Annotated in this window: 17 protein-coding genes and 1 riboswitch; of the genes, 16 read left to right on the top strand and 1 reads right to left on the bottom strand. The window is 41.6% G+C overall.

Translation table 11 applies throughout. From position 1 onward, the window contains the following. Window positions 1–19: 19 nt before the first annotated feature. From KFT32_RS05135 to KFT32_RS05155, 5 genes are all read left to right on the top strand, one after another. Window positions 20–547 (top strand): ferritin family protein, encoded by a 528-nt coding sequence (locus KFT32_RS05135; RefSeq protein WP_211746066.1) that lies wholly within the window; start codon window positions 20–22, stop codon window positions 545–547. 139 nt (window positions 548–686) lie between these two features. Next, on the top strand, window positions 687–1310 hold the full coding sequence (locus KFT32_RS05140) for a TetR/AcrR family transcriptional regulator (RefSeq protein ID WP_211746067.1): 624 nt from the start codon (window positions 687–689) through the stop codon (window positions 1308–1310). 36 nt (window positions 1311–1346) lie between these two features. Next, entirely contained in the window at window positions 1347–2636 is a 1290-nt protein-coding gene (locus tag KFT32_RS05145) for an MFS transporter (protein WP_249435681.1), read from the top strand. Between the two features lie 36 nt (window positions 2637–2672). Further along, complete coding sequence (locus tag KFT32_RS05150) at window positions 2673–5015, top strand: ABC transporter permease (protein ID WP_249435682.1); 2343 nt, start codon at window positions 2673–2675, stop codon at window positions 5013–5015. Between the two features lie 11 nt (window positions 5016–5026). After that, complete coding sequence (locus KFT32_RS05155) at window positions 5027–5776, top strand: ABC transporter ATP-binding protein (protein ID WP_211746068.1); 750 nt, start codon at window positions 5027–5029, stop codon at window positions 5774–5776. Between the two features lie 97 nt (window positions 5777–5873). On the opposite strand, the gene KFT32_RS05160 is transcribed toward KFT32_RS05155, so the two are convergent. Next, window positions 5874–6317 carry a hypothetical protein gene (locus tag KFT32_RS05160; protein WP_211746069.1) on the bottom strand — a complete coding sequence of 148 codons (444 nt, stop codon included), beginning with the start codon at window positions 6315–6317 and terminating at the stop codon, window positions 5874–5876. 490 nt (window positions 6318–6807) lie between these two features. Beyond that, window positions 6808–6988, top strand: a riboswitch (cyclic di-AMP (ydaO/yuaA leader). A gap of 126 nt (window positions 6989–7114) precedes the next feature. Here KFT32_RS05160 and KFT32_RS05165 point away from each other — a divergent pair. From KFT32_RS05165 to KFT32_RS05215, 11 genes are all read left to right on the top strand, one after another. Continuing rightward, entirely contained in the window at window positions 7115–7510 is a 396-nt protein-coding gene (locus tag KFT32_RS05165) for a hypothetical protein (protein WP_211746070.1), read from the top strand. 126 nt (window positions 7511–7636) lie between these two features. Next, window positions 7637–7717 (top strand): potassium-transporting ATPase subunit F, encoded by an 81-nt coding sequence (locus KFT32_RS27650; RefSeq protein WP_211746276.1) that lies wholly within the window; start codon window positions 7637–7639, stop codon window positions 7715–7717. A 62-nt stretch (window positions 7718–7779) separates the two neighbouring features. Further along, window positions 7780–9450 (top strand): potassium-transporting ATPase subunit KdpA, encoded by a 1671-nt coding sequence (gene kdpA, locus KFT32_RS05175; protein WP_211746071.1) that lies wholly within the window; start codon window positions 7780–7782, stop codon window positions 9448–9450. Window positions 9451–9516: 66 nt separating this feature from the next. After that, window positions 9517–11544 (top strand): potassium-transporting ATPase subunit KdpB, encoded by a 2028-nt coding sequence (kdpB, locus tag KFT32_RS05180; RefSeq protein ID WP_211746072.1) that lies wholly within the window; start codon window positions 9517–9519, stop codon window positions 11542–11544. 17 nt (window positions 11545–11561) lie between these two features. After that, window positions 11562–12137 (top strand): potassium-transporting ATPase subunit KdpC, encoded by a 576-nt coding sequence (gene kdpC / locus KFT32_RS05185; protein WP_211746073.1) that lies wholly within the window; start codon window positions 11562–11564, stop codon window positions 12135–12137. 61 nt (window positions 12138–12198) lie between these two features. Further along, entirely contained in the window at window positions 12199–14502 is a 2304-nt protein-coding gene (locus KFT32_RS05190; protein WP_349304870.1) for a histidine kinase, read from the top strand. Between the two features lie 95 nt (window positions 14503–14597). Next, on the top strand, window positions 14598–15449 hold the full coding sequence (locus KFT32_RS05195) for a DUF2785 domain-containing protein (RefSeq protein WP_211746074.1): 852 nt from the start codon (window positions 14598–14600) through the stop codon (window positions 15447–15449). Between the two features lie 363 nt (window positions 15450–15812). Next, window positions 15813–17336, top strand: coding sequence for an MDR family MFS transporter (locus KFT32_RS05200; protein WP_211746075.1), 1524 nt, complete (start codon window positions 15813–15815; stop codon window positions 17334–17336). A 145-nt stretch (window positions 17337–17481) separates the two neighbouring features. Next, complete coding sequence (locus KFT32_RS05205) at window positions 17482–18804, top strand: glycoside hydrolase family 5 protein (protein ID WP_481856304.1); 1323 nt, start codon at window positions 17482–17484, stop codon at window positions 18802–18804. A 269-nt stretch (window positions 18805–19073) separates the two neighbouring features. Next, window positions 19074–19982, top strand: a complete 909-nt coding sequence (locus KFT32_RS05210; RefSeq protein WP_211746077.1) for a phosphotransferase family protein — start codon at window positions 19074–19076, stop codon at window positions 19980–19982. A 235-nt stretch (window positions 19983–20217) separates the two neighbouring features. Beyond that, the gene (locus KFT32_RS05215; RefSeq protein WP_211746078.1) at window positions 20218–21672 is read left to right on the top strand and encodes a spore germination protein; all 1455 of its coding nucleotides are present in this window, start codon (window positions 20218–20220) and stop codon (window positions 21670–21672) included. Window positions 21673–21681 lie beyond the last annotated feature (9 nt).

The raw sequence follows: 21681 nt of genomic DNA on the forward strand, positions 1-21681 counted from the left end.
CGATAAAGGAGGGGCACTAATGTATTCTAATTATCATTTTCCTATGATATATTATCCAGCAACGACGAGGTCTCAGTATTATCAGTGTGGACAGATGCGACAAGAAATGGATTCATATAAGACACTTGGAGAGGCGCTTACGCTTATTAAAAATGCGGTCACGGGTGAACGTGAGGATGAGTTATTTTATGATTACTTAATTTCAGAAGCACCTTCCCAAGAAGAAAAAGATATTATAGAAAGTATCCGAAATGATGAACAAAAACATAATCGAATGTTTCGCAGTATTTATCAAGATCTCACGGGGCAAACAATCGTATCTCCAGACGAAGTGGAGTTTAATAGACCGAGTTCATATATCGAAGGGGTTAAAAAAGCTTTTTTCGGAGAGCTATCTGCAGTAGAACGTTATCGTAATATCCGTGCAGGTTTGCCGAACCGATATTATAGAGACATGGTTTATGAAATTATTACGGATGAGCAAAAACATGCAGATAAGTACAACTATCTTTTAAATTTAGATGTAAGAAAAATGATGAAAATGTAAAAAAGAAAACAAGATGATATTTGATCCGCGTATATCGCGGATTTTTTTGTTTTCCAAGTATTTTTCAATTGACATAAGATGGGAATTATATATAATCAATATAGACCGACCGTCAGTCTATAAAATGGAGGCCGATTTGATGAGAATTACCAAAGATCCTGAAGAACGTAGGAATGAGATTTTAGACACCGCGGAACAGCTCTTTTTTACGAAAGGATATAGCAAAACAACAGTGAACGATATGTTACAGGCCATTGGTATCGCCAAGGGCACGTTCTACTATTATTTTAAATCTAAAGAAGAGGTTATGGATGCGGTTGTGATGCGCTATATCGAGACCGGAGTGCTGGCAGCAAAGCAGATTGCAATGAATAAGAAGCTTACTGTACATGAGAAACTGCTTCAGATCATTATGGCCCAGAAGCCGGATACGCAGAGCAAGAGTCAGATGATTGAGCAGTTCCACGAGCCGGATAATGCGCAGATCCATCAGAAAAGTTTAGCGGAAACCATTTTGCAATTAACTCCAATTTTAACTGAAGTCATTGAGCAGGGAATCGAGGAAAAACTTTTTCATACGCCTTATCCACGTGAGTCGATCGAGTTTCTGCTTATTGCCTCCCAGTTTCTATTTGATGAAGGGATTTTTAAGTGGACACCTGAAGAAATCTTGCAAAAAATAAAAGCTTTTATATACATCATGGAGACTACACTTGGGGCGGAGAAAGGTAGCTTTGCTTATGTAACCCAAATGTTTGGTTAGATTTCTTATGATGATGGTGAAAGGATGGGGGCGAATATGAATATGAAGTCATTGGACAATAAATCCTTTGGATATTTCATGGTGCTGTGGCTTGGGGAATGGATATCCAGTATCGGCAGCGGATTAACAGCTTTTGTACTGGGTGTGTATGTTTACCAGATGACAGAGACCGCTAGCAGTGTTGCTTTGGTCACTCTATGTGCATTTCTCCCATCCATCTTACTCGGTCCGATTGGCGGAGTGCTTGCAGACCGGTTTGATAGAAGGCTTATGATGATTGTGGGCGATCTGTTTTCAGCGTTTGGACTTATCTTTATACTTATCGCCATGTTTCTGGGTGACCCAGCTCTTTGGCAAATATGCTTTGGAGTTACATTTAGCTCCGTATTTGTTTCCTTGTTAGAACCAGCATACAAAGCCACCATAACGGATTTATTAACGGAAGAGCAGTTTGCTAAAGCCAGTGGTCTTGTACAACTTGCTGGCGCCTCTAAATATCTACTCTCCCCGGTTATTGCCGGAATACTACTTAGCCTGATGGATGTCAGAAGCATACTTATGATCGACATCGCTACCTTCTTTGTTACACTCCTAGCTGTTTTCGTTGTGAAAAAGAATCTACATGTTATACAAAAAGCGAAAAGAAAACAAACGTTCATTAAAGATTTAAAAGAAGGTTGGAACACCCTTCTCGCTTCGCAAGGGGTTCTACAGCTTACGATGATCCTTTCGGTAGTTACTTTTTACATGGGTTTCCTCCAAACCTTATTTACCCCAATGCTTCTACCCTATATGGATTCCAAAACCCTCGGCACAATCATGTCTCTAAGCGCAGCTGGTATGCTTTTCGGCAGTCTCTTTATCGGTATTTTCAATATAAAAAGCAATTATATCCGAGTGTTAGCGATTGGATTAGGCTTTGCTGGCATGTTCTTCTCTATGCTAGGCCTAACGACGAATATTTACTTTATTTCCGTGACCGGATTTATGTTCTTTGCTTCCCTTCCGTTTATCAATACGAGCGCTGACGTGATGATCCGCAAAAAAATTGCGAGTGAGGCACAAGGGCGTGCATGGGGGATAATCGGTATACTTTCTCAGCTAGGTTATGTAGCAGCGTATGGATTAGCAGGCACTTTGGCCGACTCTGTTTTTAATCCACTATTGAGAGAAGGAGGACTACTCGCTCCTACAGTTGTAAGTATGATCGGGATTGGAGAGGGTCGGGGGATTGGTTTACTATTCATCCTCTCTGGAGGATTTGTTGTGATCCTATCGCTTCTCATTCCACGTTTCAAATCTATTCGAATACTGGATAATCCCTAACTACTTTGAGCTTAGAAAGGAGGCGAGAGAGTAGATATGCTGCTGCAAATAGTGAGGAGAGATTTTCAAAGGAATAAAATAATCACGATCGTATTATTTGTTTTTATTATGCTTTCGGCACTACTTATCGCTTCTGCTTCACATGTTATTATGGAATTATCTGGTTCATTACATAATCTGCTAGTCAAATCAAAAGCTCCTCATTTTGTACAAATGCATGCCGGGTCCATAGACAGAAATGTGATTGAAAAGTTTGCTCTGGCAAATCCGCTCGTCAAAGAACAGCAGACGGTAGAGATGCTAGGGATAGAAGGATCAAACATATATATCGGCTCTACTGAACATTCGGAAGCGAGCAGTGTAATGGACATCGGTTTTGTAAGGCAGAATCGTTCATTTGATTTACTTTTGAATTTAAATAATCAACTTATTCAGGTATCACCAGGAGAAATTGCTCTGCCCATTTATTACATGCAGCAGAAGAACTTGAAGCTGGGTGATCCCGTCCTCATCAAGACAGACAGATTCATGAAGCAATTCAAAATCGTCGATTTTGTCCGTGATGTGCAAATGAACCCCGCCATTGTCAGTTCCAAACGTTTTGTTGTGAACGATACAGATTTCTCATTCCTTAGAGACCGTACAGGCGAGATTGAATATTTAATAGAATTTCTGTTGACTGATCTTAGCAAATTGAACGAATTCAGCAGTAGTTATCATTCTTCCAACTTGCCAAACAAAGGTCCAACGATAGACTATTCTTTATTTAAATTATTGAATGCCCTGACGGATGGGATCATCGCTGTTGTCATTATTCTTGTAAGTTTTCTCCTTATGATCATTGCAATTCTCTGCCTAAGGTTCACGATCATTGCGACGATGGAGGAGGATTACCGGGAAATTGGCGTCATGAAAGCCATTGGTATATCAAATAACAATATCAAACGCATCTACCTGGCAAAATATATCGTTCTGGCTGCACTAGCTTCTGCATGTGGATATGTGATTTCTCTTATTGTCATGCGGTCATTTACCACAAATATAAGTCTTTATTTAGGTACTGTCTCGAAAGGTTGGCTTCCATATTTGATTCCCATTCTAGCAGTCTGCTTCATTTTCGGAATCGTGGTCTTTTTTTGTAGAGTGATGCTTCGAAGATTACATGGTATTTCGGCAGTAGAGTCTCTAAGGATGGGTGCTTCTCTAAAATCAGCGACACGTTTAGGAAGAATACAGCTGAGCAAACGCAAATTCTTGAACGTAAACGTATTTCTCGGAATAAAAGACGTATTCGGGCGTTTTAGCTTATTTGTGTTATTGTTTTTCGTTTATGCAACCAATGTATTTATCATCATCTTACCGTTAGGTTTATTACACACGTTGCAATTGCCTAGTTTTATTACCTATATGGGGGTTGGACAGAGCGACATCCGTATTGACTTACCTCAATCAGCGAGCACTCAGCAAAGGTTTGAACAACTGACGAAGGTTATTAAAAAAGATCCAGATATCGAGAAGTTCTCCCCACTGATTACCTCTCGCTTCAAAGTATTAGACAATGAAGGGATGTGGAAAAGTGTAAACGTAGAAACAGGAGATTTCACAATTTTTCCTTTGTCGTACATCAACGGTTCAGCACCCAATGAGGAGGATGAGATTGCACTTTCCGTTCTACTTGCCAAAGACCTGAGTAAAAAGTCAAAGGACTCACTTGTACTACAAAAAGATGGTGAAAAAATACAAATGAAGATTAGCGGAATCTATCAGGATATCACGAATGGTGGCCGAACGGCAAAAGCACGATTATCTTATGATCCAAACCATGTGCTGTGGTATGTCGCAGCGATTGATGTAAAATCAAGTGTTTCACTTCAGGAGAAAATAGATCAATATACGAATGCCTTCTATCCAGCAAAAATTACGCATCTGAAAAGCTATTTATCACAAACCCTTGGAAATACAATCAGTCAATTAAAGCTTGTTACCATTCTAGCGATTGTCATTTCTCTATCTATCTTAGTCCTCATTACGACGTTATTCATAAAAATGTTGCTTATGAAGGACGCTTCACAAATGGCTGCGATGAGAAGTCTTGGTTTTACTCTTCGAGATATCCAAGCACAGTATTTGATAAAAATGCTCTTGGTGGGAGGGATGGGGGTTATCTTTGGAACGTTAGGTGCGGTAACCATGGGTCAAAGTTTTGTTCAAGTTATTGGCTCATTTATGGGGGCTTCCCAAATTCATTTAGTATTTAGTCCGGTGGCTACCTATGTACTTTATCCTCTCGGCTTTATAGCTATTGTATCGGGTACAACTTTGCTCAACACTCGTATTACGAAAACTTACAGTACCTTTGAACACATTACCAAATCATGAGGGGGGATAGGATGCCTATATTGGAAACGAAGGGATTAAATAAGGAATATGCTAGTAACCACGTATTAAAGGATATTCATTTGCAGATTTGGCCTGGTGAGTTCGTAGCTGTTATGGGTCCTTCTGGCTCTGGTAAATCGACACTACTGTATTCGGTCAGCGGTATGGACAAAATAAGTTCGGGAAGTGTTATGTTTGAAGGACAAGAGCTTACCGATCTTTCCGAGCAAGAATTGGCTGAATTAAGGCTAAATAGGATGGGATTTATTTTTCAGCAAATGCACCTGCTAAAAAACTTGAATATTCGTGATAACATTATATTGTCCACATACCTCGCGAAGAAGAGCAAACGGAGTTCTCTTAATAAAAGAGCAAATGAATTAATGAAAAGAACGGGGATTTTAGCTCTCGCTGAGCGTGATATCACACAGGTATCAGGAGGGCAATTACAGCGGGCTGCCATCTGCCGCGCACTCATCAATGAGCCTGCGATCATCTTTGGTGATGAACTGACGGGTGCGCTGAACTCTAAATCAGCGGGTGAAATGATGGGGATTTTGAACGAGATTAACAGTGCGGGCACAGCAGTCCTGATCGCAACTCATGATGCGAAAGTCGCTGCTAATGCAGAGCGTGTAATGTACATGCTAGATGGAAATATAACGGCTCAGCTGCATCTTGGCAAATACAATGAAGCGATGGGGAATTTTAGGAACAGGGAAGAAAGACTCGCTGCATGGTTATTGAAAATGGGATTTTAGGCTGGAAAGGCGAAAAGATGTAACAATCCATTCAGGGATAGTTACATCTTTATTATCGTTAGTTCCTCTTCTAAATGAAATATACACCTCGACATTACTAAAAAGAGTAATATGTCAGCGCGTGATCCATCATAAAAGTACGATCAAATGGCTCTGCAAGCCGTGCATCCATTTCTTCCTCCCGGCAGACCAGTTTTCCTTCTATATCACTTAGAGCTGCGCGTACAACCCCTATTCGATCTGGTCCCCATTCTTGTTCACACTTACGAATATAAGTCTGTGCCTCCTCAAGTTGTAAACCTTTCAAACAACGGATGACCGAAATCCACCGGATGAGATCGGCAGGCTGTCGTTGTTTGGGGAGATTAAATTCGGCAAAACCATCGATCCCACCACAAGAAATTTTAAGTAAACCGACATAGCGCGACTCCAAAGTAAAAAAAGGCAGCTGACGCACATCATATCGAATGATTTCCATCGAACCAATAGGAAAAGAGTGCCGAACTTTAGAAGCGGCATCCATTACATAGGTAAGAGCCACAGACGATCAACCTCCATAGAAACGAATTCATCGCTAAATATGATGAACATCTTACGCGCGTACTTACATAATGTAAATATTCGGTAAAGCGAATATTGACCTGAATTCAGTGATTATCATTGAAGAAAACGGATACAACGAGGGATTTCACCTCTTTTTGTATCCGTTTCTTTTACTGGCTTATAGAAGCGGTTTTTTGCCATATTCCCTCAAGTAAGCGATTACCAAATCCAAATCCTCTCATTATCTACTTCTTTGCTCACGTTATTAGATGATTACGTGATTTCTTAGTATTTACGAGAATGATCGAGATAGAAGAAGAATATAAGAGTATGTCTATTGATTAGTGACTTAAAAGAATGAAAACTACTCCATATGAATCGCCGGTATTCTTTACACTATTCCTACGCGGGATTATGATTCAATCCATAAATGATTTGCAGCGAAGGGAACGGTGATGAAGTTTCGTTATCACGATTAGTAAAAAGGGTACATTATATCGCTGAATCCTTGTAAAAGGATCGGGGGAACCAACAGAAGCTTCTATATAGCTTCAGGGGTGAATCCTTCATATAAAACCGGGATACGATATTCCGGATTGAAAATGAAGGTAGGGCGACTCTCACGCCCGAATCCGTCAGCTAACCTCGTAAGCGTACACGAGAGAGACCTCAAGATGTCGAGCTCTATTTAGCAGCGGCTTTGTTCCGCTAGCTCAAAAAGAAGCTGCGAGAAGAGATCCTCTATCTCCAGCTTCTTTTTTGTGGTCTCTTAAGAGAAAACGGGAGGAAAAACAGATGGAACTGATGCAGGAAAAAATTATCGTTTCCGCTGGTAATCCAGCAGGCATTCACTTTATTCAATCTTTACTATCAAGGGAAATACCGTTTGCGGTGCTGATTAGTCGGAAAAATGAACAGGAAGAGATGAACAGCATAGGTGTTCCTTTATGTGTAGAAGTAGATCTGATCTCTAAGGATTCATGGATCATTCCTGAATTCAACGTAGGTAGAGTCTTCTTATTTGAAGACAGTCTACCTCTCTGCTGCAGGTACATTCAAATTTGTAGATCCTGGACAGGAAGTCCAATATATGTAATTTCACAGCGCGGTAAACCGCGTTTAATTTACAGAGGGCTTGGAGCGGATCATGTCATTCATAGCCACAGTGATGATCTATCATTTTTACTTTGAAACCGACTGGAGGTGTTAGAAAATGCTCGATCTAGCCATGATTACTTTATTTATTGTATTAACTTTGATTGCTGTAGGACTTATACAGGGCTCTGAAAAGGTGATATCTGAAGGGAGTGAAAACAAATGATATGGGTTCTGTTTGGTATTGTCATCGCGATGTTTGTCTATCTGACTTATGTACTGCTGCATCCTGAACGGTTCTAAGAGAAAGCAGGATCTCAAATGAATTGATCTTGTAAAAACAAACTATAGGAGGACTTATTCATATGGCAACGGTGATATCCATCTTTGTGACGCTTCTCATTGTTTTGCTCCTTGCGCGTCCCATGGGACTTTATATAGCAAGTGCGTTTAACTACGAAAAAAATAAAACTGACCGGTGGTTTGGGTGGATTGAATCTCCCGTTTACCGTTTAAGTGGGATCAAAATGGTGAATCAGACCTGGAAGCAATATGCTACTGCTTTTGTTCTCAGTAATACGGTAATGATCTTTATCGTATATCTCATCTTTCGTTTTCAAGGTCATCTACCGCTGAATCCGAGTGGAATATCCGGTATGGAGCCTACAACTGCTTTCAATACAGCCATAAGTTTTATGACGAACACGAATCTCCAGCATTACAGCGGAGAATCCGGACTCAGTTACTTCTCTCAAATGATTGCGATCGTATTTTTAATGTTCACTGCTCCTGCCTCGGCATTTGCTGCAGTCATTGCTTTTATTCGAGGGATTTCTGGTAAGCCACTTGGTAACTTTTTTGTGGATTTGGTTCGGAGTATTACGAGAATTCTGCTACCGATAGCTTTTATCACAGCCTTGTTGTTCATTGCAGCAGGCGTTCCACAGACGCTCAAACCGACGGCTGTAGCTACCACGGTGGAGGGGACTATACAAGAAATAGCTAGAGGTCCAGTAGGGTCGTTTCTTTCGATTAAAGAGCTAGGGAATAACGGCGGCGGTTTTTTCGGTGTCAATTCAGCACATCCATTTGAGAATCCAAACGGATTTTCGAATCTGCTTCAAATGGTATTGATGCTGCTCGTTACTACCTCACTGCCTTTCGCATATGGAAAAATGGTAGGGAATAAAAAACAAGGGCGTGTATTATTCATATCCATGGCGGTCATGTTCCTTGTACTCATGGGAGCATCACTCGCAGCGGAGAGTAGTGGAAATCCAGCTCTTCAGTCACTGGCTGGCCAGCAAGAAGCAGGGAGCATGGAAGGGAAAGAAACTAGGTTTGGCGTAGCATTATCTTCATTATATTCCGTTGTTACGACGGCGTCAGAGACCGGTGCAGTCAATACGATGCACGATACGCTAACACCGATTGGCGGACTGATTACCCTAGCTAATATGATGCTGAATACGGTATTTGGCGGCATGGGTGCTGGATTTCTCAATGTATTGATGTACGCACTAATTGCGGTCTTCTTGTCGGGACTTATGGTGGGGAGGACACCAGAGTTTCTCGGTAAAAAGCTGGAAGGTAAGGAAATGAAGCTGATTGCGATTTGTTTGCTGATTCAGCCTTTGTTGATTCTAGCTCCAACGGCACTGGCGCTATTTACGAATGCAGATACCATATCCAATCCAGGTTTTCATGGATTATCTCAAGTGCTGTATGAATACACCTCATCGGCAGCGAATAATGGTTCAGGATTTGAAGGATTGGGTGATGCAACGCCCTTCTGGAACATATCAACGGGTGTTGTGATGTATTTAGGACGTTACCTCTCCATCGTAATGCTGCTTGCTGTAGCGGGATCGCTGTCAGAGAAGAAAGCAGTACCTGTGACGATTGGTACATTCCGGACGGATACGGGATTATTCGCTGGTGTCTTTGTAGGTACTGTGCTGATCGTAGGGGCTTTGACTTTCTTCCCGGCATTGGTACTTGGTCCGATAGCTGAACATCTCACATTGACTCCTTAACAAGAATGGGATCTTGTGAACTTTAGCGAACTGTCATAAATATAAGATTAATGGAGGAAATACGGCATGGGACAGAAGAAATCCTTGTTGAATAAAGCACTGGTTCAAAAAGCCATGAAAGAAGCCGTCTATAAATTAGACCCAAGGGTAATGGTTCGTAACCCGATCATGTTTGTTGTAGAAATTGGACTCATCATTACTCTTTTTCTGATTGCCGTTCCGGACGCATTCGGTACGCAGGGATCACGGGGCTTTAATATCACAGTGGCAATCATATTACTTTTCACCGTATTATTCGCGAATTTTGCCGAGGCATTGGCTGAAGGCCGAGGGAAAGCACAAGCCGATACGCTGAAAAAGACGAAACAGGAAATTACAGCGAACAAAATGTCAGGAGATCAAATGAAATTGGTTCCTTCTACAGAACTTCGAAAAGGGGATATCGTGTACGTATCTCAAGGGGAATGGATTCCGGGTGACGGGGAAGTCATCGAAGGGTTAGCTTCAGTAGATGAATCAGCCATCACAGGTGAGTCGGCTCCTGTTATTAAAGAAGCTGGGGGAGATTTCAGCTCAGTAACCGGAGGAACACGAGTGGTGAGTGACAGCATTAAGGTTCGCATCACAAGCGATCCGGGAGAATCTTTTCTTGATCGTATGATTTCCTTGGTAGAAGGAGCAAAACGCCAAAAAACACCAAATGAAATTGCGTTAAACACCGTGTTAACAAGTCTTACAATGATATTTATGATGGTTGTTGTTACGCTCCCATTTTTCGCAAACTATTTGGAAATCGAACTTGAAATTCCAATTCTCATTGCGCTGCTCGTGTGTCTTATTCCAACCACAATCGGGGGGCTATTATCTGCAATCGGAATCGCGGGGATGGACAGAGTAACCCAATTCAACGTTTTAGCCATGTCCGGTAAAGCTGTAGAAGCTTCAGGTGACATAAATACGATCATTTTGGATAAGACAGGAACCATCACCTTTGGTAACCGGATGGCGAGTGAATTTATTCCAGTAGGTGAGCATTCGCTAACTTCCGTTGCTGAGTGGGCTGCCATCAGTTCGGTAAAAGACGAAACGCCGGAAGGGCGTTCTGTGCTTGAACTTATGAAAAAGCAGTCGCTTACTTACGATGCTGCTATAGCATCTGGCTCAGAATTCATTGAATTTAAGGCAGAGACAAGAATGAGCGGTATGGACCTTCAAGATGGTAGGAAAGTACGTAAAGGTGCCGTCGATGCAGTTAAAAAGTGGGTTCTTCAGCAAGGTGGATCGATACCGGCGAATCTGGATTCGAACAGCGACGCCATCTCCACGGCCGGGGGTACACCGCTTGCGGTTGCTGTAGATAGAGAGATTTATGGTCTGATTTATTTGAAAGATACGGTGAAACCCGGGATGAAAGAAAGATTTGATCAGCTTCGGGAGATGGGTATAAAAACAATCATGTGTACCGGTGATAATCCCCTGACCGCAGCAACGATTGCGCGGGAAGCAGGTGTGGATGACTATATTGCTGAAAGTACACCAGAGGATAAAATTGCCGTTATTCGGCGTGAGCAAGCGGAAGGCAAACTGGTCGCCATGACAGGTGACGGTACTAATGATGCCCCAGCACTTGCCCAAGCCGACGTAGGGATTGCAATGAATAGCGGTACGGTAGCTGCCAAGGAAGCAGCGAATATGGTCGATCTGGACTCAGATCCATCGAAAATTATTGAAGTGGTTGCCATCGGTAAACAGCTTCTAATGACGAGAGGAGCACTAACTACGTTTAGTATCGCAAACGATATTGCTAAATATTTTGCGATCATCCCAGCGATGTTTATGCTCGCTATTCCTGAGCTGGAAGTTCTCAATATTATGAAGCTTGGTTCACCAACTTCAGCGATTTTATCAGCACTTATTTTTAATGCTATTATCATTCCGCTATTAATTCCGCTTGCGATGAAAGGAATCCGGTATAGAAAGGTAAGTACTTCGGGCTTGCTAACTCGTAACTTGCTGATCTATGGAGTGGGCGGGGTCATTGTTCCTTTTATCGGTATCAAATTACTTGACTTAATCGTTCACATTTGGGTGTAGGAAAGGGAGAATACGTTATGCGTGTATGGATGATATCGTTACGAATGAGTATCGTATTTATGATATTGCTCGGTCTGGGTTACAATCTCGTTGTTACGGGGATTGCACAGTTATTCATGCCTTATCAAGCCGATGGAAGTTTAATCTACGACGATCAAAAGCAATTGGTCGGTTCTGAACTCATTGGACAGAGCTTTACAGAACCTGGGTATTTCCAGGGAAGGGTTTCTAGTATTGAATATAATGCGCTGGGTTCGGGGTCTGCCAACTACGCACCTTCTAATCCCGATCTCCTTACGCGAACTAAGGCATCGATCGAAGCTTGGTCAAGTGAAAATCCGGATGTGCAGATATCCGAGGTGCCTCTTGAGCTGGTGACGAATTCTGGTTCGGGTTTAGATCCGCATATTAGTCCTGAAGCCGCTAGGGTGCAAATTCCAAGAATCAGTAAAGCTACAGGCATCTCACAAGAAGAACTTGAACAACTGGTCGAAAAACATATATCAGATAGACAATTTGGATTTTTGGGAGAGCCTGTCGTTACTGTCCTGGAACTAAATCTGGACCTTCAGTCGCATCTTTCAATTCCTTAATAGGGAGGGAGACCGCATCGAGAATTATAGAAGAAAAACGCCAGAAGAGCTTCTTGAATCGATTGCAAAGCTTGGCCTAGGCAGGTTCGAAATCCTTGTAGGTGCGGTGAGTGGAACAGGTAAAACCTATCATATGCTGCTCGAAGGTCAATCTTTGAAGGAGCAAGGTGTAGATGTCGTCATCGGATCACTCAACCTTTCAAACCGAATTTCGAACGTAGAGCTAACGAAGGGGATAGAGCAGATCCCGGGAAAGCAATGGACGAGAGCCGAAAGCGAAATCTTTGATCTGGACATGGAGGCGCTCATGATTCGGAATCCGGAAGTTGTGCTTGTGGATGAACTTGCTCATCGGAATCGTCCGGAAGCCAGATACCGAACTCGATTGGAAGAAGTTGAGCAGCTTCTCAAGCAAGGAATCAGTGTAATTACGACCGTAAATGCCTATGAACTGGAAGGCATACAGCATATGGCTAAGAAGCTGACAGGGATAAAGACAAGTGAGATACTACCGAGTCACGTTCTTGAGATGGCCGATGAAGTTCGAATTGTGGATGTCACTCCTGAAAAATTACTAAGCCGGATTGAAAATGAAAATCTAGATATCAATCAAGAACAATCGGTGCTGAAAAAAGGGAATATTGCAGTTCTGCGCGAGCTCGCATTGCGGCTCGTAGCAGAAGGGGTTAGTGAATCGCTTGAGAAGCACAGGGAAGAGAAAGGATATACAGGACCTTCAGGTGCTGGTGAACGAATTCTGGTCACCGCTCAATATCATTTTAATGGTTCCATTTACATTCGCCGTGGACAACAGATTGCAAGAAGATTAAACGGAGATCTAAGAGTGGTCACTTATGTGAATCCCAAACTACCGTTATCCAAAGAGGAAGCTACATTTAAACGTGCGATGATTCAGTTGGTAGACAAAGTAGGAGGTAAATTTCAGGAGATGCCGCTCCGCCCAAGATACGGGTTTTCTGATGAAATTGTAGAATATGCTTTAAAAAATGGGGTAACCCGAATTGTACTTGGTCATTCGAAGCAGTCTAGATGGCAGGAATTCCGTAAAGGGTCTATTATTCGAGAAGTGTTGCGAAAAATTAGAAATGTGGATGTGTTCCTCGTCGCTGATCGTGCAGATCATGATGGGGAACGTATTCTTCCTACGAAGACCATAGGAGTCGCTAGTGAAGGGGGATATAAACATCTCCGTGATACAGAAATTGTTCAAGAAAAGCTCAGTCATATCAGGCGCGGAAAATTTAAGGTGTACATTGGAGCCGCACCTGGTGTAGGTAAAACGTACACGATGCTGCGAGAGGGAAATGATCTTCTAAAGAGCGGAATTGATGTTCAAATTGGTCTATTAGAAACACATGGGCGTATAGAGACACAGGCTCAGGTTGGAGAACTGCATTTAATTCCTACTAATAAAATAGATTACCGGGGAACCAAGCTGCAAGAGATGAATACGGAAGCTATTCTCAAAATCGCACCGGAAGTCGTCTTGGTTGATGAATTGGCTCATACCAATGTCCCTGGAAGTAAGTTGAAAAAACGTTATGAAGATGTGATGGAACTGCTGAACGCGGGCATATCGGTTATTTCTACGATGAATGTTCAGCATCTCGAAAGTTTAAATGACGCTGTGGAGCAGATAACGGGGATTCGAGTCCGCGAGACCGTTCCTGATTCAATTCTTCGTCTTGCAGATGAAGTTCAGATTGTTGATGTTGCTCCAAGAACACTACAAAAAAGAATGCAGGACGGAAAAATATATGCACGTGAAAAGGTAGGTCAAGCGTTGCAGCATTTTTTTAAAGAAGGGAATTTAATTGCATTAAGAGAACTTGCTCTCAGGGAATTAGCAGATGATGTTGATGAGAGGCTAGAAGCTTGGGAACGGAAAAACGCACTTAGAGGACCCTGGCGAAGGGAAGAGGTCATTCATGTCTGCATAGATATCAAACAGGGTGCAGACCGATTGATTCGGAGAGGGTTTCGTATTGCTCATCGGCTGAAAGCCGCTTGGTACGTTACTTATGTACAGCTAAAAGGAGCGGAAATATCCAAAGAAGGAGTACACCAGCTTCGAGAACTAGAGACGATGACGGAACGGCTTGGAGGTACATTTCGTATTGTATCTGCCGGGAACCGGCATGAAGTTGCTGAAGTCCTTATTAGACTAGCCAATGAAGAAAAGGCAACGCAAATGATACTAGGTCAGCCCATTCACCGAAAGCGAGTACGACTAGGTAGAGGTGGGAATATCGTTCAGTACATGGTTCGGCATGCGCGCCATGTCGATGTTCTTATTGTAGCGGCTTACTCTCCAATCGCTCCATCTAACGGTAAAACGTTCTGATAGAAGGAATTGTATTGCCTAGTCCAGAAATAGTATCGTGACATCGTTGGCAAAGGAAGCTAATTATTGTTAGAGATATTGAAGGGGTTGGGGAAGTGAGCAATACGCGCATAGCATTCATGAACGATTTGAAAAGGATTGAGAGAGAGAAATACCAGCTTCGTGAGGGTGAGAATCTGCAGGACTTTATAAATCTCATGTTAGAATACATTGGAGACCCTGATCCTGAACTCCGGGATGAGTTAATCTATCCTACTTTTTATACCTGGATTAGTGAGCAGGGTCGATTTACAGATTCAGAATTAAGAAATCTTTTGGAAATTCTTACGGATGAGGAACATTTATTCTATCAGATTGGGAACGTCGGAGATCAATCTGTTTTTACCCGAACGTTCTCAGTTCTACCTATCGCATTGATCATAAGATGTCATTGGCAGCAGCCATTTCTAAATCACGAACAATTTCAACATCTGAAAACAGCTCTGATTCGCTATTATATAGAAGAAAAAGATTTAAGAGGTTTGTTGCTGGAGGGAGGCTGGGCTCATAGTGCAGCCCATGGTGCTGATGCACTGGAGGAGCTGGTGCAATGTCCAGAGAGCGATCTGGTTGTGCAACTTGAAGTATTAGATGCAGTCCGAACAATGCTATGGAATGGCGTACATATTTTCAGTGAAGAAGAGGATGAGCGAATTGCTAGCATTTTGGACACCCAGATTATACAGAACCTTGTCCCTTCAGAGAAAATGACAGATTGGATAGGGAAATTATCTACTTGTATTGAAGGACCGAGAAACCGGCGTCAGGATATTGCTAGAGTAAACAGCAAAAATGTACTGCGGAGCCTTTATTTTAGAAGAATACAAGCTCAGGGTAATAATGGGGTTACCGATGCCTTACTTACTGCTGAAAATAAGTTGAACAACTTTGCCATAGACAAATATTAAGTTATTGTACTTGATCGAATGAAATAGGACGAAATCAAGCAGTCAACACCATGACTGGTTTGCTTTCGTCCTATTTGTTTTGCGAAGTTGATCATAATGATCCTCTCATCGTCGAGACGTAATATTCATACATGTCCTTCGTTTGAATTGTTTTGAGGCTTGACAAAAGATAGAGCTCCTTTTAGTATTTATTTATCTCGATAATCGAGATATTTGATAGACGAGATAATTTGAAGTTGAAATATTAACTTAAAATGATCTCATTTATTAAGATGAACTGGGTGGAATGTTCTGATTATTCAGAGCAAGCAAACGGAATTATGGATATTAAGAAATAGGCCAAACGTGGAGGGAAAGTGAAACATGGTAAAGGGAAATAAAATAGGCGTCATTATTACAGCTTTGTTGCTCGCCACGCTAATGGCATCGATGGATAACACCATCACAGCAACCGCCATAGGTACGATTGTTGGAGATCTGGGCGGTTTTGACAAATTAATGTGGGTCACCTCTGCTTATATGGTAGCAGAGATGGCGGGTATGCCGATCTTCGGTAAATTATCGGATATGTATGGGCGCAAGCGATTTTTCATTTTCGGTATTGTTGTATTTATGATTGGTTCTGCATTATGTGGTACAGCTGATTCTATCGTACAACTAAGTATATATCGCGCGATTCAGGGTATTGGCGGTGGGGCACTTGTACCGATCGCATTCACAATCATGTTTGATGTCGTTGCTCCGGAAAATCGGGGTAAGATTGGCGGGTTGTTTGGTGCCGCATATGGGATTTCCAGCATCTTTGGTCCTCTCATAGGGGCTTATATTACGGATTATATCAATTGGAGATGGATCTTCTATATTAACTTGCCCGTTGGCCTTATTGCATTTTTGATGATTGTTTTCTTCTATAAAGAATCAGTAGAGCATTCCAAAGAAAAAATCGACTATCTTGGCGCATTTACCTTGGTAGCTTCCATTCTTTGTTTAATGTTTGCTCTTGAGCTCGGCGGTAAGGAATATGCATGGAATTCCGGCATGATTATTGGTTTGTTTACTGGCTTTGTTGCACTTATTATCGGTTTCATTTTCGTAGAGCGCCGTGCGGATGAACCTATTATCACCTTTGGAATGTTCAAGAATCGTCTTTATACAACAAGTAATCTGATGGCTATTTTCAGCGGTGCGGCTTTTATTACTGCTTCTGTATACATTCCGGTATTCATTCAAGGTGTGTTAGGAGGCTCAGCTACAAATTCAGGGCTTGTCCTACTTCCGATGATGGTTGGATCGGTGATTACAGCCGGTGGTGGCGGTTTCTTGCTTAACAAGTTTAATTTTCGATCTATTATGATTCCGACCTTAGCACTGCTTGTGGTTGGTACAGCTCTACTTACCACGATAACGACGGATACTTCTCGTCTCATGATTACGATATTCATGATATTAATCGGTCTAGGAATAGGCTCTTCATTCTCTGTACTTAGTAATGCCGCAATTCATGGATTCTCAGCAAAACAAAGGGGCTCTGCAAGTTCAACGCTTAGCTTCACGCGGGAATTAGGAATGACACTAGGGATTACGGTATTCGGTATCATTCAAAGTCATCTGTTTGCGAATAAATTAACAGCCATGTTTGGCAGCGGAGCTCAAGTACCAGATAGCGTCGATCTGAGCGATCCAAGTAAAATCCTAACTCCGGGAACTAGGGAACAAATTCCTGATTCTATCCTAGAGAAGATTACGGAGGCGCTGTCTTCGTCTCTTGCACACACCTTTGCTTGGGCAATTATTCCCTCAGTCATTGCTTTGATTGCAGCTTTTGCGATGAGCAGAGAGAAATTCGATCCTGCATCTGAAATGGAAGAATACACGGCATCTCACTAACAACTTTATATGAATAGGTCCTGCTAATCGTAGCGGGGCCTTTTATTTTTATAAAAATGTCGATCAAGTCAGCAACAATTCACCGAAATTCATTCTGTGACATTCATGTAACATTTGTTTCCTATAATACACCCGAGGTGAGAAAATGTTATCAAAAATAAATAGGAAGAGCAGTAAAGGAATGCTTTCGATGCTACTAGTGTTCACACTATTTTTTGTTGGAGGATGTGGTGCTTCATCAAATAATGAGAAGCAAGTAGATAAAGAGGAAGGAGTAAAAAGCGAAGAAAGTAGCAGTACTGAAAGTAATAGTAAGATTGCATTTTGGGATGAACAGAGAAAAGGAACGAACTTCATGAATTCCAAATCTCTTCCGGAAAATTACGAGGCAGCAAATGAAGAAAATATTGAATTTATTCGTTTAGCTCCAGATAAATGGGCGAAAGATCGGGACTTTTTATTTAATGACAAACCCGATTCAAATCCAACCAAAGATTTCTTAATTGGAAATGCAGATCAGTATGAAGGTATTGTTGAAGAAGATTTTAACGAACTGAAAAAAGACTTAGATGCTGCGTATGAACGTGGATCGAAAGTTGTACTTACGATGCTAAGCCTTCCGGGGGACCGCTGGAGACAGTTTAATAACTATCAAAACGATGATCGAATATGGCAAGACGAGAGCTACCATGAGCAATCAGCTCAGTTCTGGAAGGATCTTGCAACTCGGCTTAAAGATCACCCCGCTGTCGTAGGTTATAATCTAGTGAATGAACCTCATCCGGAAACGGCTACAGGATTTCATGATTTCTGGACAGAGGATTATAGTGAATGGTATAGCGGTATTGAAAATACAGCAGCAGATTTAAATAAATTATATGATACGATTGTAAAAGCGATTCGAACTGTCGATACAGATACCCCGATCGTGATTAACTCAGGCTTATATGCAACACCATGGGCGTTTGAGTATTTGAAACCAATTGATGACGAAAAGGTATTATATGCTTTCCATATGTATGAGCCTTATGAAATGACAAGTCAAAATCGAAAAAAAGGATTTACTTATGAGTATCCTGGGATTGTGAAAGTTGGAGAAAATCAGACGGAGAAAACGTTCGATAAAGCAGCATTGAAACAATTTTTAGAACCTGTTGCCAAGTGGGCAAAGGAGAACGATATTCCTGCGAATCGAATCATTGCAGAGGAGTTTGGAATCAATCGAATGGTAAAAGGAGCAGATCAATATTTATCAGACCTTATCTCCATTTTTGATGAATATGGTTGGCATTGGGCTTTTTATGCATTTCGTGAGGATACTTGGGAAGGAATGGATTATCAATTAGGAGTAGATCCGCCCAAGTGGAAATACTGGGAAGCTCTTGAAGAAGGTAAGCTACCCAATCGAGAAGATATTGAAGTTGATAACCCCATATGGGATGCTTTAGAAGCAGGATTAAAAAAATAGAGAGTATTTAATAGGTAACCGTTCCTCGAAATTTGACGAGAGAGCGGTTGCCTATTTTTTGTCTTCTCATTTCATGAACATTTCTACTAATAAAATAATATTTCAGCATATGAAAAATTCAAAATAATAAAATCTATTCGAACTTTGTTACTTTATCCCGTACCCAAATTCCGCATTTTCTCAAGTAATAAATAGAAGTCTAACATCAAAAGAAAGTGACTTATAATTATAGAGGAACGAAATTTTAACTTTGTGAGGAGGAAACTTAGGTGGAGTACTGCAAACTAAAAGTGAGTCGTTTTGTAGAGACTCATTACGGTGCACGTGCACAGAATCTTGAACCTCTCGCTGCTGGTGATTGGTCACAAGCCTATTCCTTTTTGCTTGACGAGAAAGAAATGGTTATCCGCTTCGGTTCTTTTGTGGACGATTTTAAGAAGGATTGTGTGATGGGTGCTTTTTCATCGGACATTGTTCCGATTCCAAAAGTGACAGAGATTGGCGAGACGGAACACGGCTTTTACGCCATATCCGAGAGGGTTCGTGGAAAGCATCTTGATGAACTTAGCGGACCAGAGATAGAACATGTCCTGCCACAATTGATTGATGCACTTTATGAATTTCAGAAACTTGATCTTTCAGACACACAGGTAGTTGGCATCTGGCATCCAGAAGGAGCTGGTCTAACTTGGGGAGACAAACTTCTTTCAGTCGCAGAACCTAGGGATCGGCAACCTGGTTGGCGTGAACAACTTAACGCCTCGCCTCAGGAGGCAAAGATTTTCGATGATGGGGTAGCAAGGTTGCGTCAGCTCGTAACAAAGCTTCCAGAGCACAGAGGAATCATACATAGCGACCTTTTGAACCGAAATGTGCTGGTGCACCAAGGAAAGCTAACTGGAATAATCGATTGGGGAAATGCGTTCTATGGAGATCCTCTTTATGACATCGCATGGTTAATTTATTGGTGGTCCTGGTATCCAGATTGGCAGAAAGTTGACTTGCAAGTAATTTTAGACCGCCACTGGGATAAGCACGGTGGCCAGCCGCCGCAACTGGAGGAGCGTCTTCGCTGCTGCCTTATCCACATCGGTCTCGATCATATCGCCTACTGTGCCTTTAGACAACGTCCAGCAGATATGAGACGTAACGCCAAGCAATTGTTGAGTTATATTTAGGAAAAAGTCTCAAGTTTATCATTATCATAGAACCTTTAAGCTAATAGCAAAAGATAAAGTCGGTTAACTGGCGACCTTTTCTCGGAATTGTACCGAGAGAGGTCGCTTATTTGCATTTAGTATCTATAAATAAATTATGGATGAAGTCCAAGAAATTAGGACACATTATATATGCTCCATAGAGGAGGATTTACACTATGGTGTAATTTGATGACGGAAAAGGATAAAAGCCACTATGTCAGATTATAGCAAGCAAGTTGAGACACAAATTAAAAACCTTTTACATGAAAGCGAAGGTCTAATCACGAAACCTATAGGTGATCAGATCGTTGTTTGTTATATGACGGGAATGGTTGATAACGCGCAGCTCAACTTTAATGTAATAGGACGTTTACTTGAAAAAGATCAATTTGAAAATTTAGATATGGTGTCCGAGCAGATTGCCATTGGTGATTGTAAAAAGTTTGATAACCTTTCGGATGCAATTGAAATACTGCTTAGTGGATTTGCTCTTGTTCTTATGCAAGGCAATAGTGGAGGGGTAGGAGTTAATATTGCTCAGATTCCTTCTCGTTCACCTTCAAATGCAGATACTGAATCGACCATTTATGGACCCTTAGAAGCTTTTACGGAATCAATGGAGCAAAATATAGCTTTACTTCGTTCCTATATTACAAGTCCCGACTTTATCCAAGAGCAAATTCAGCTTGATTCGGAGACAAAAACGTTAGCAAATATGTTGTACTTGAAAGATGAGAATGTCAATCCTTTTATTAATATCATTCGGAAGCGAATTTCAAAAAGGAAAATTAAAGGGTTAATCGGGAGCCCCTTGTTTCTTAAACTTCTAACAGATAATAAGTACGCCCTTTTTCCTGAAATGAGTTTATCTGAGCGTCCAGACCGCACTGCTCAAGCTATACTTGAAGGTAAGGTTGTTGTCATGGTAGAGGGGAATTCTCAGGTTATCATTGGACCCAGTACATTCTTTGATTTTTTTCAATCTGTTGAGGATCGATACTCTACTTGGGGTATCGGGACGTTTAATCGGATTTTACGTGCAGCAGCTCTTTTCATTACTATATTTCTGACCCCGATGTATGTGGCTGCCTTAACGTTCCATTATGAAGTGATTCCGGTTCCCTTGCTTGAGCCGCTCCTTAGTACCAGAAGTCGTGTTCCGTTTCCTCCCTTAATTGAAGCACTCGTGATGGAAATTTCCATTGAACTTCTGAGGGAAGCCGGAGCACGGTTACCTACGAAAGTAGGACAAACGATGGGTATCGTAGGCGGTATTGTCATTGGACAAGCTGCCGTGCAAGCCGGATTTACCAGCAACATTCTGATTATGTTAGTTGCATTTGCTGCACTAGGTTCATTCACAACGCCAAATTATATGATGGGCTCCTCAATCCGGATCATTCGATTTCCAATGCTGATTGCAGCCGGAATGTTAGGATTCGTCGGTATCGCATTTTTCACGGGGTTCTTGTTAATTCATCTACTTCGAATGACAAGTTATGGTAAGCCATTCCTATATCCTTTGTATCCGCCGAATTCAAAAGAGATTATTAGTACGTTACTTATTACAGATTCTGCCCTGTATGAATATAAAACCAAGCTTACACAAAGTAATATCCTATCTTGGAAGTCTCGGCTGTTCAAAATATTAAAGTCCGACGAAGAATGAATGTGAGGT

The sequence above is a fragment of the Paenibacillus sp. Marseille-Q4541 genome, assembly GCF_018310695.1.
Classification (GTDB): Bacteria; Bacillota; Bacilli; order Paenibacillales; family Paenibacillaceae; genus Paenibacillus.

What these genes read in the sequence shown, in the direction of transcription:
- kdpA (WP_211746071.1), top strand. Translation starts at nt 7,780, where the DNA reads ATGGCAACGGTGATATCCATCTTTGTGACGCTTCTCATTGTTTTGCTC.
- KFT32_RS05205 (WP_481856304.1), top strand. Translation starts at nt 17,482, where the DNA reads ATGTTATCAAAAATAAATAGGAAGAGCAGTAAAGGAATGCTTTCGATG.
- KFT32_RS05150 (WP_249435682.1), top strand. Translation starts at nt 2,673, where the DNA reads ATGCTGCTGCAAATAGTGAGGAGAGATTTTCAAAGGAATAAAATAATC.
- KFT32_RS05200 (WP_211746075.1), top strand. Translation starts at nt 15,813, where the DNA reads ATGGTAAAGGGAAATAAAATAGGCGTCATTATTACAGCTTTGTTGCTC.
- KFT32_RS05135 (WP_211746066.1), top strand. Translation starts at nt 20, where the DNA reads ATGTATTCTAATTATCATTTTCCTATGATATATTATCCAGCAACGACG.
- KFT32_RS27650 (WP_211746276.1), top strand. Translation starts at nt 7,637, where the DNA reads ATGATATGGGTTCTGTTTGGTATTGTCATCGCGATGTTTGTCTATCTG.
- KFT32_RS05165 (WP_211746070.1), top strand. Translation starts at nt 7,115, where the DNA reads ATGGAACTGATGCAGGAAAAAATTATCGTTTCCGCTGGTAATCCAGCA.
- KFT32_RS05145 (WP_249435681.1), top strand. Translation starts at nt 1,347, where the DNA reads ATGAATATGAAGTCATTGGACAATAAATCCTTTGGATATTTCATGGTG.
- KFT32_RS05215 (WP_211746078.1), top strand. Translation starts at nt 20,218, where the DNA reads ATGTCAGATTATAGCAAGCAAGTTGAGACACAAATTAAAAACCTTTTA.
- KFT32_RS05140 (WP_211746067.1), top strand. Translation starts at nt 687, where the DNA reads ATGAGAATTACCAAAGATCCTGAAGAACGTAGGAATGAGATTTTAGAC.
- KFT32_RS05155 (WP_211746068.1), top strand. Translation starts at nt 5,027, where the DNA reads ATGCCTATATTGGAAACGAAGGGATTAAATAAGGAATATGCTAGTAAC.
- kdpC (WP_211746073.1), top strand. Translation starts at nt 11,562, where the DNA reads ATGCGTGTATGGATGATATCGTTACGAATGAGTATCGTATTTATGATA.
- kdpB (WP_211746072.1), top strand. Translation starts at nt 9,517, where the DNA reads ATGGGACAGAAGAAATCCTTGTTGAATAAAGCACTGGTTCAAAAAGCC.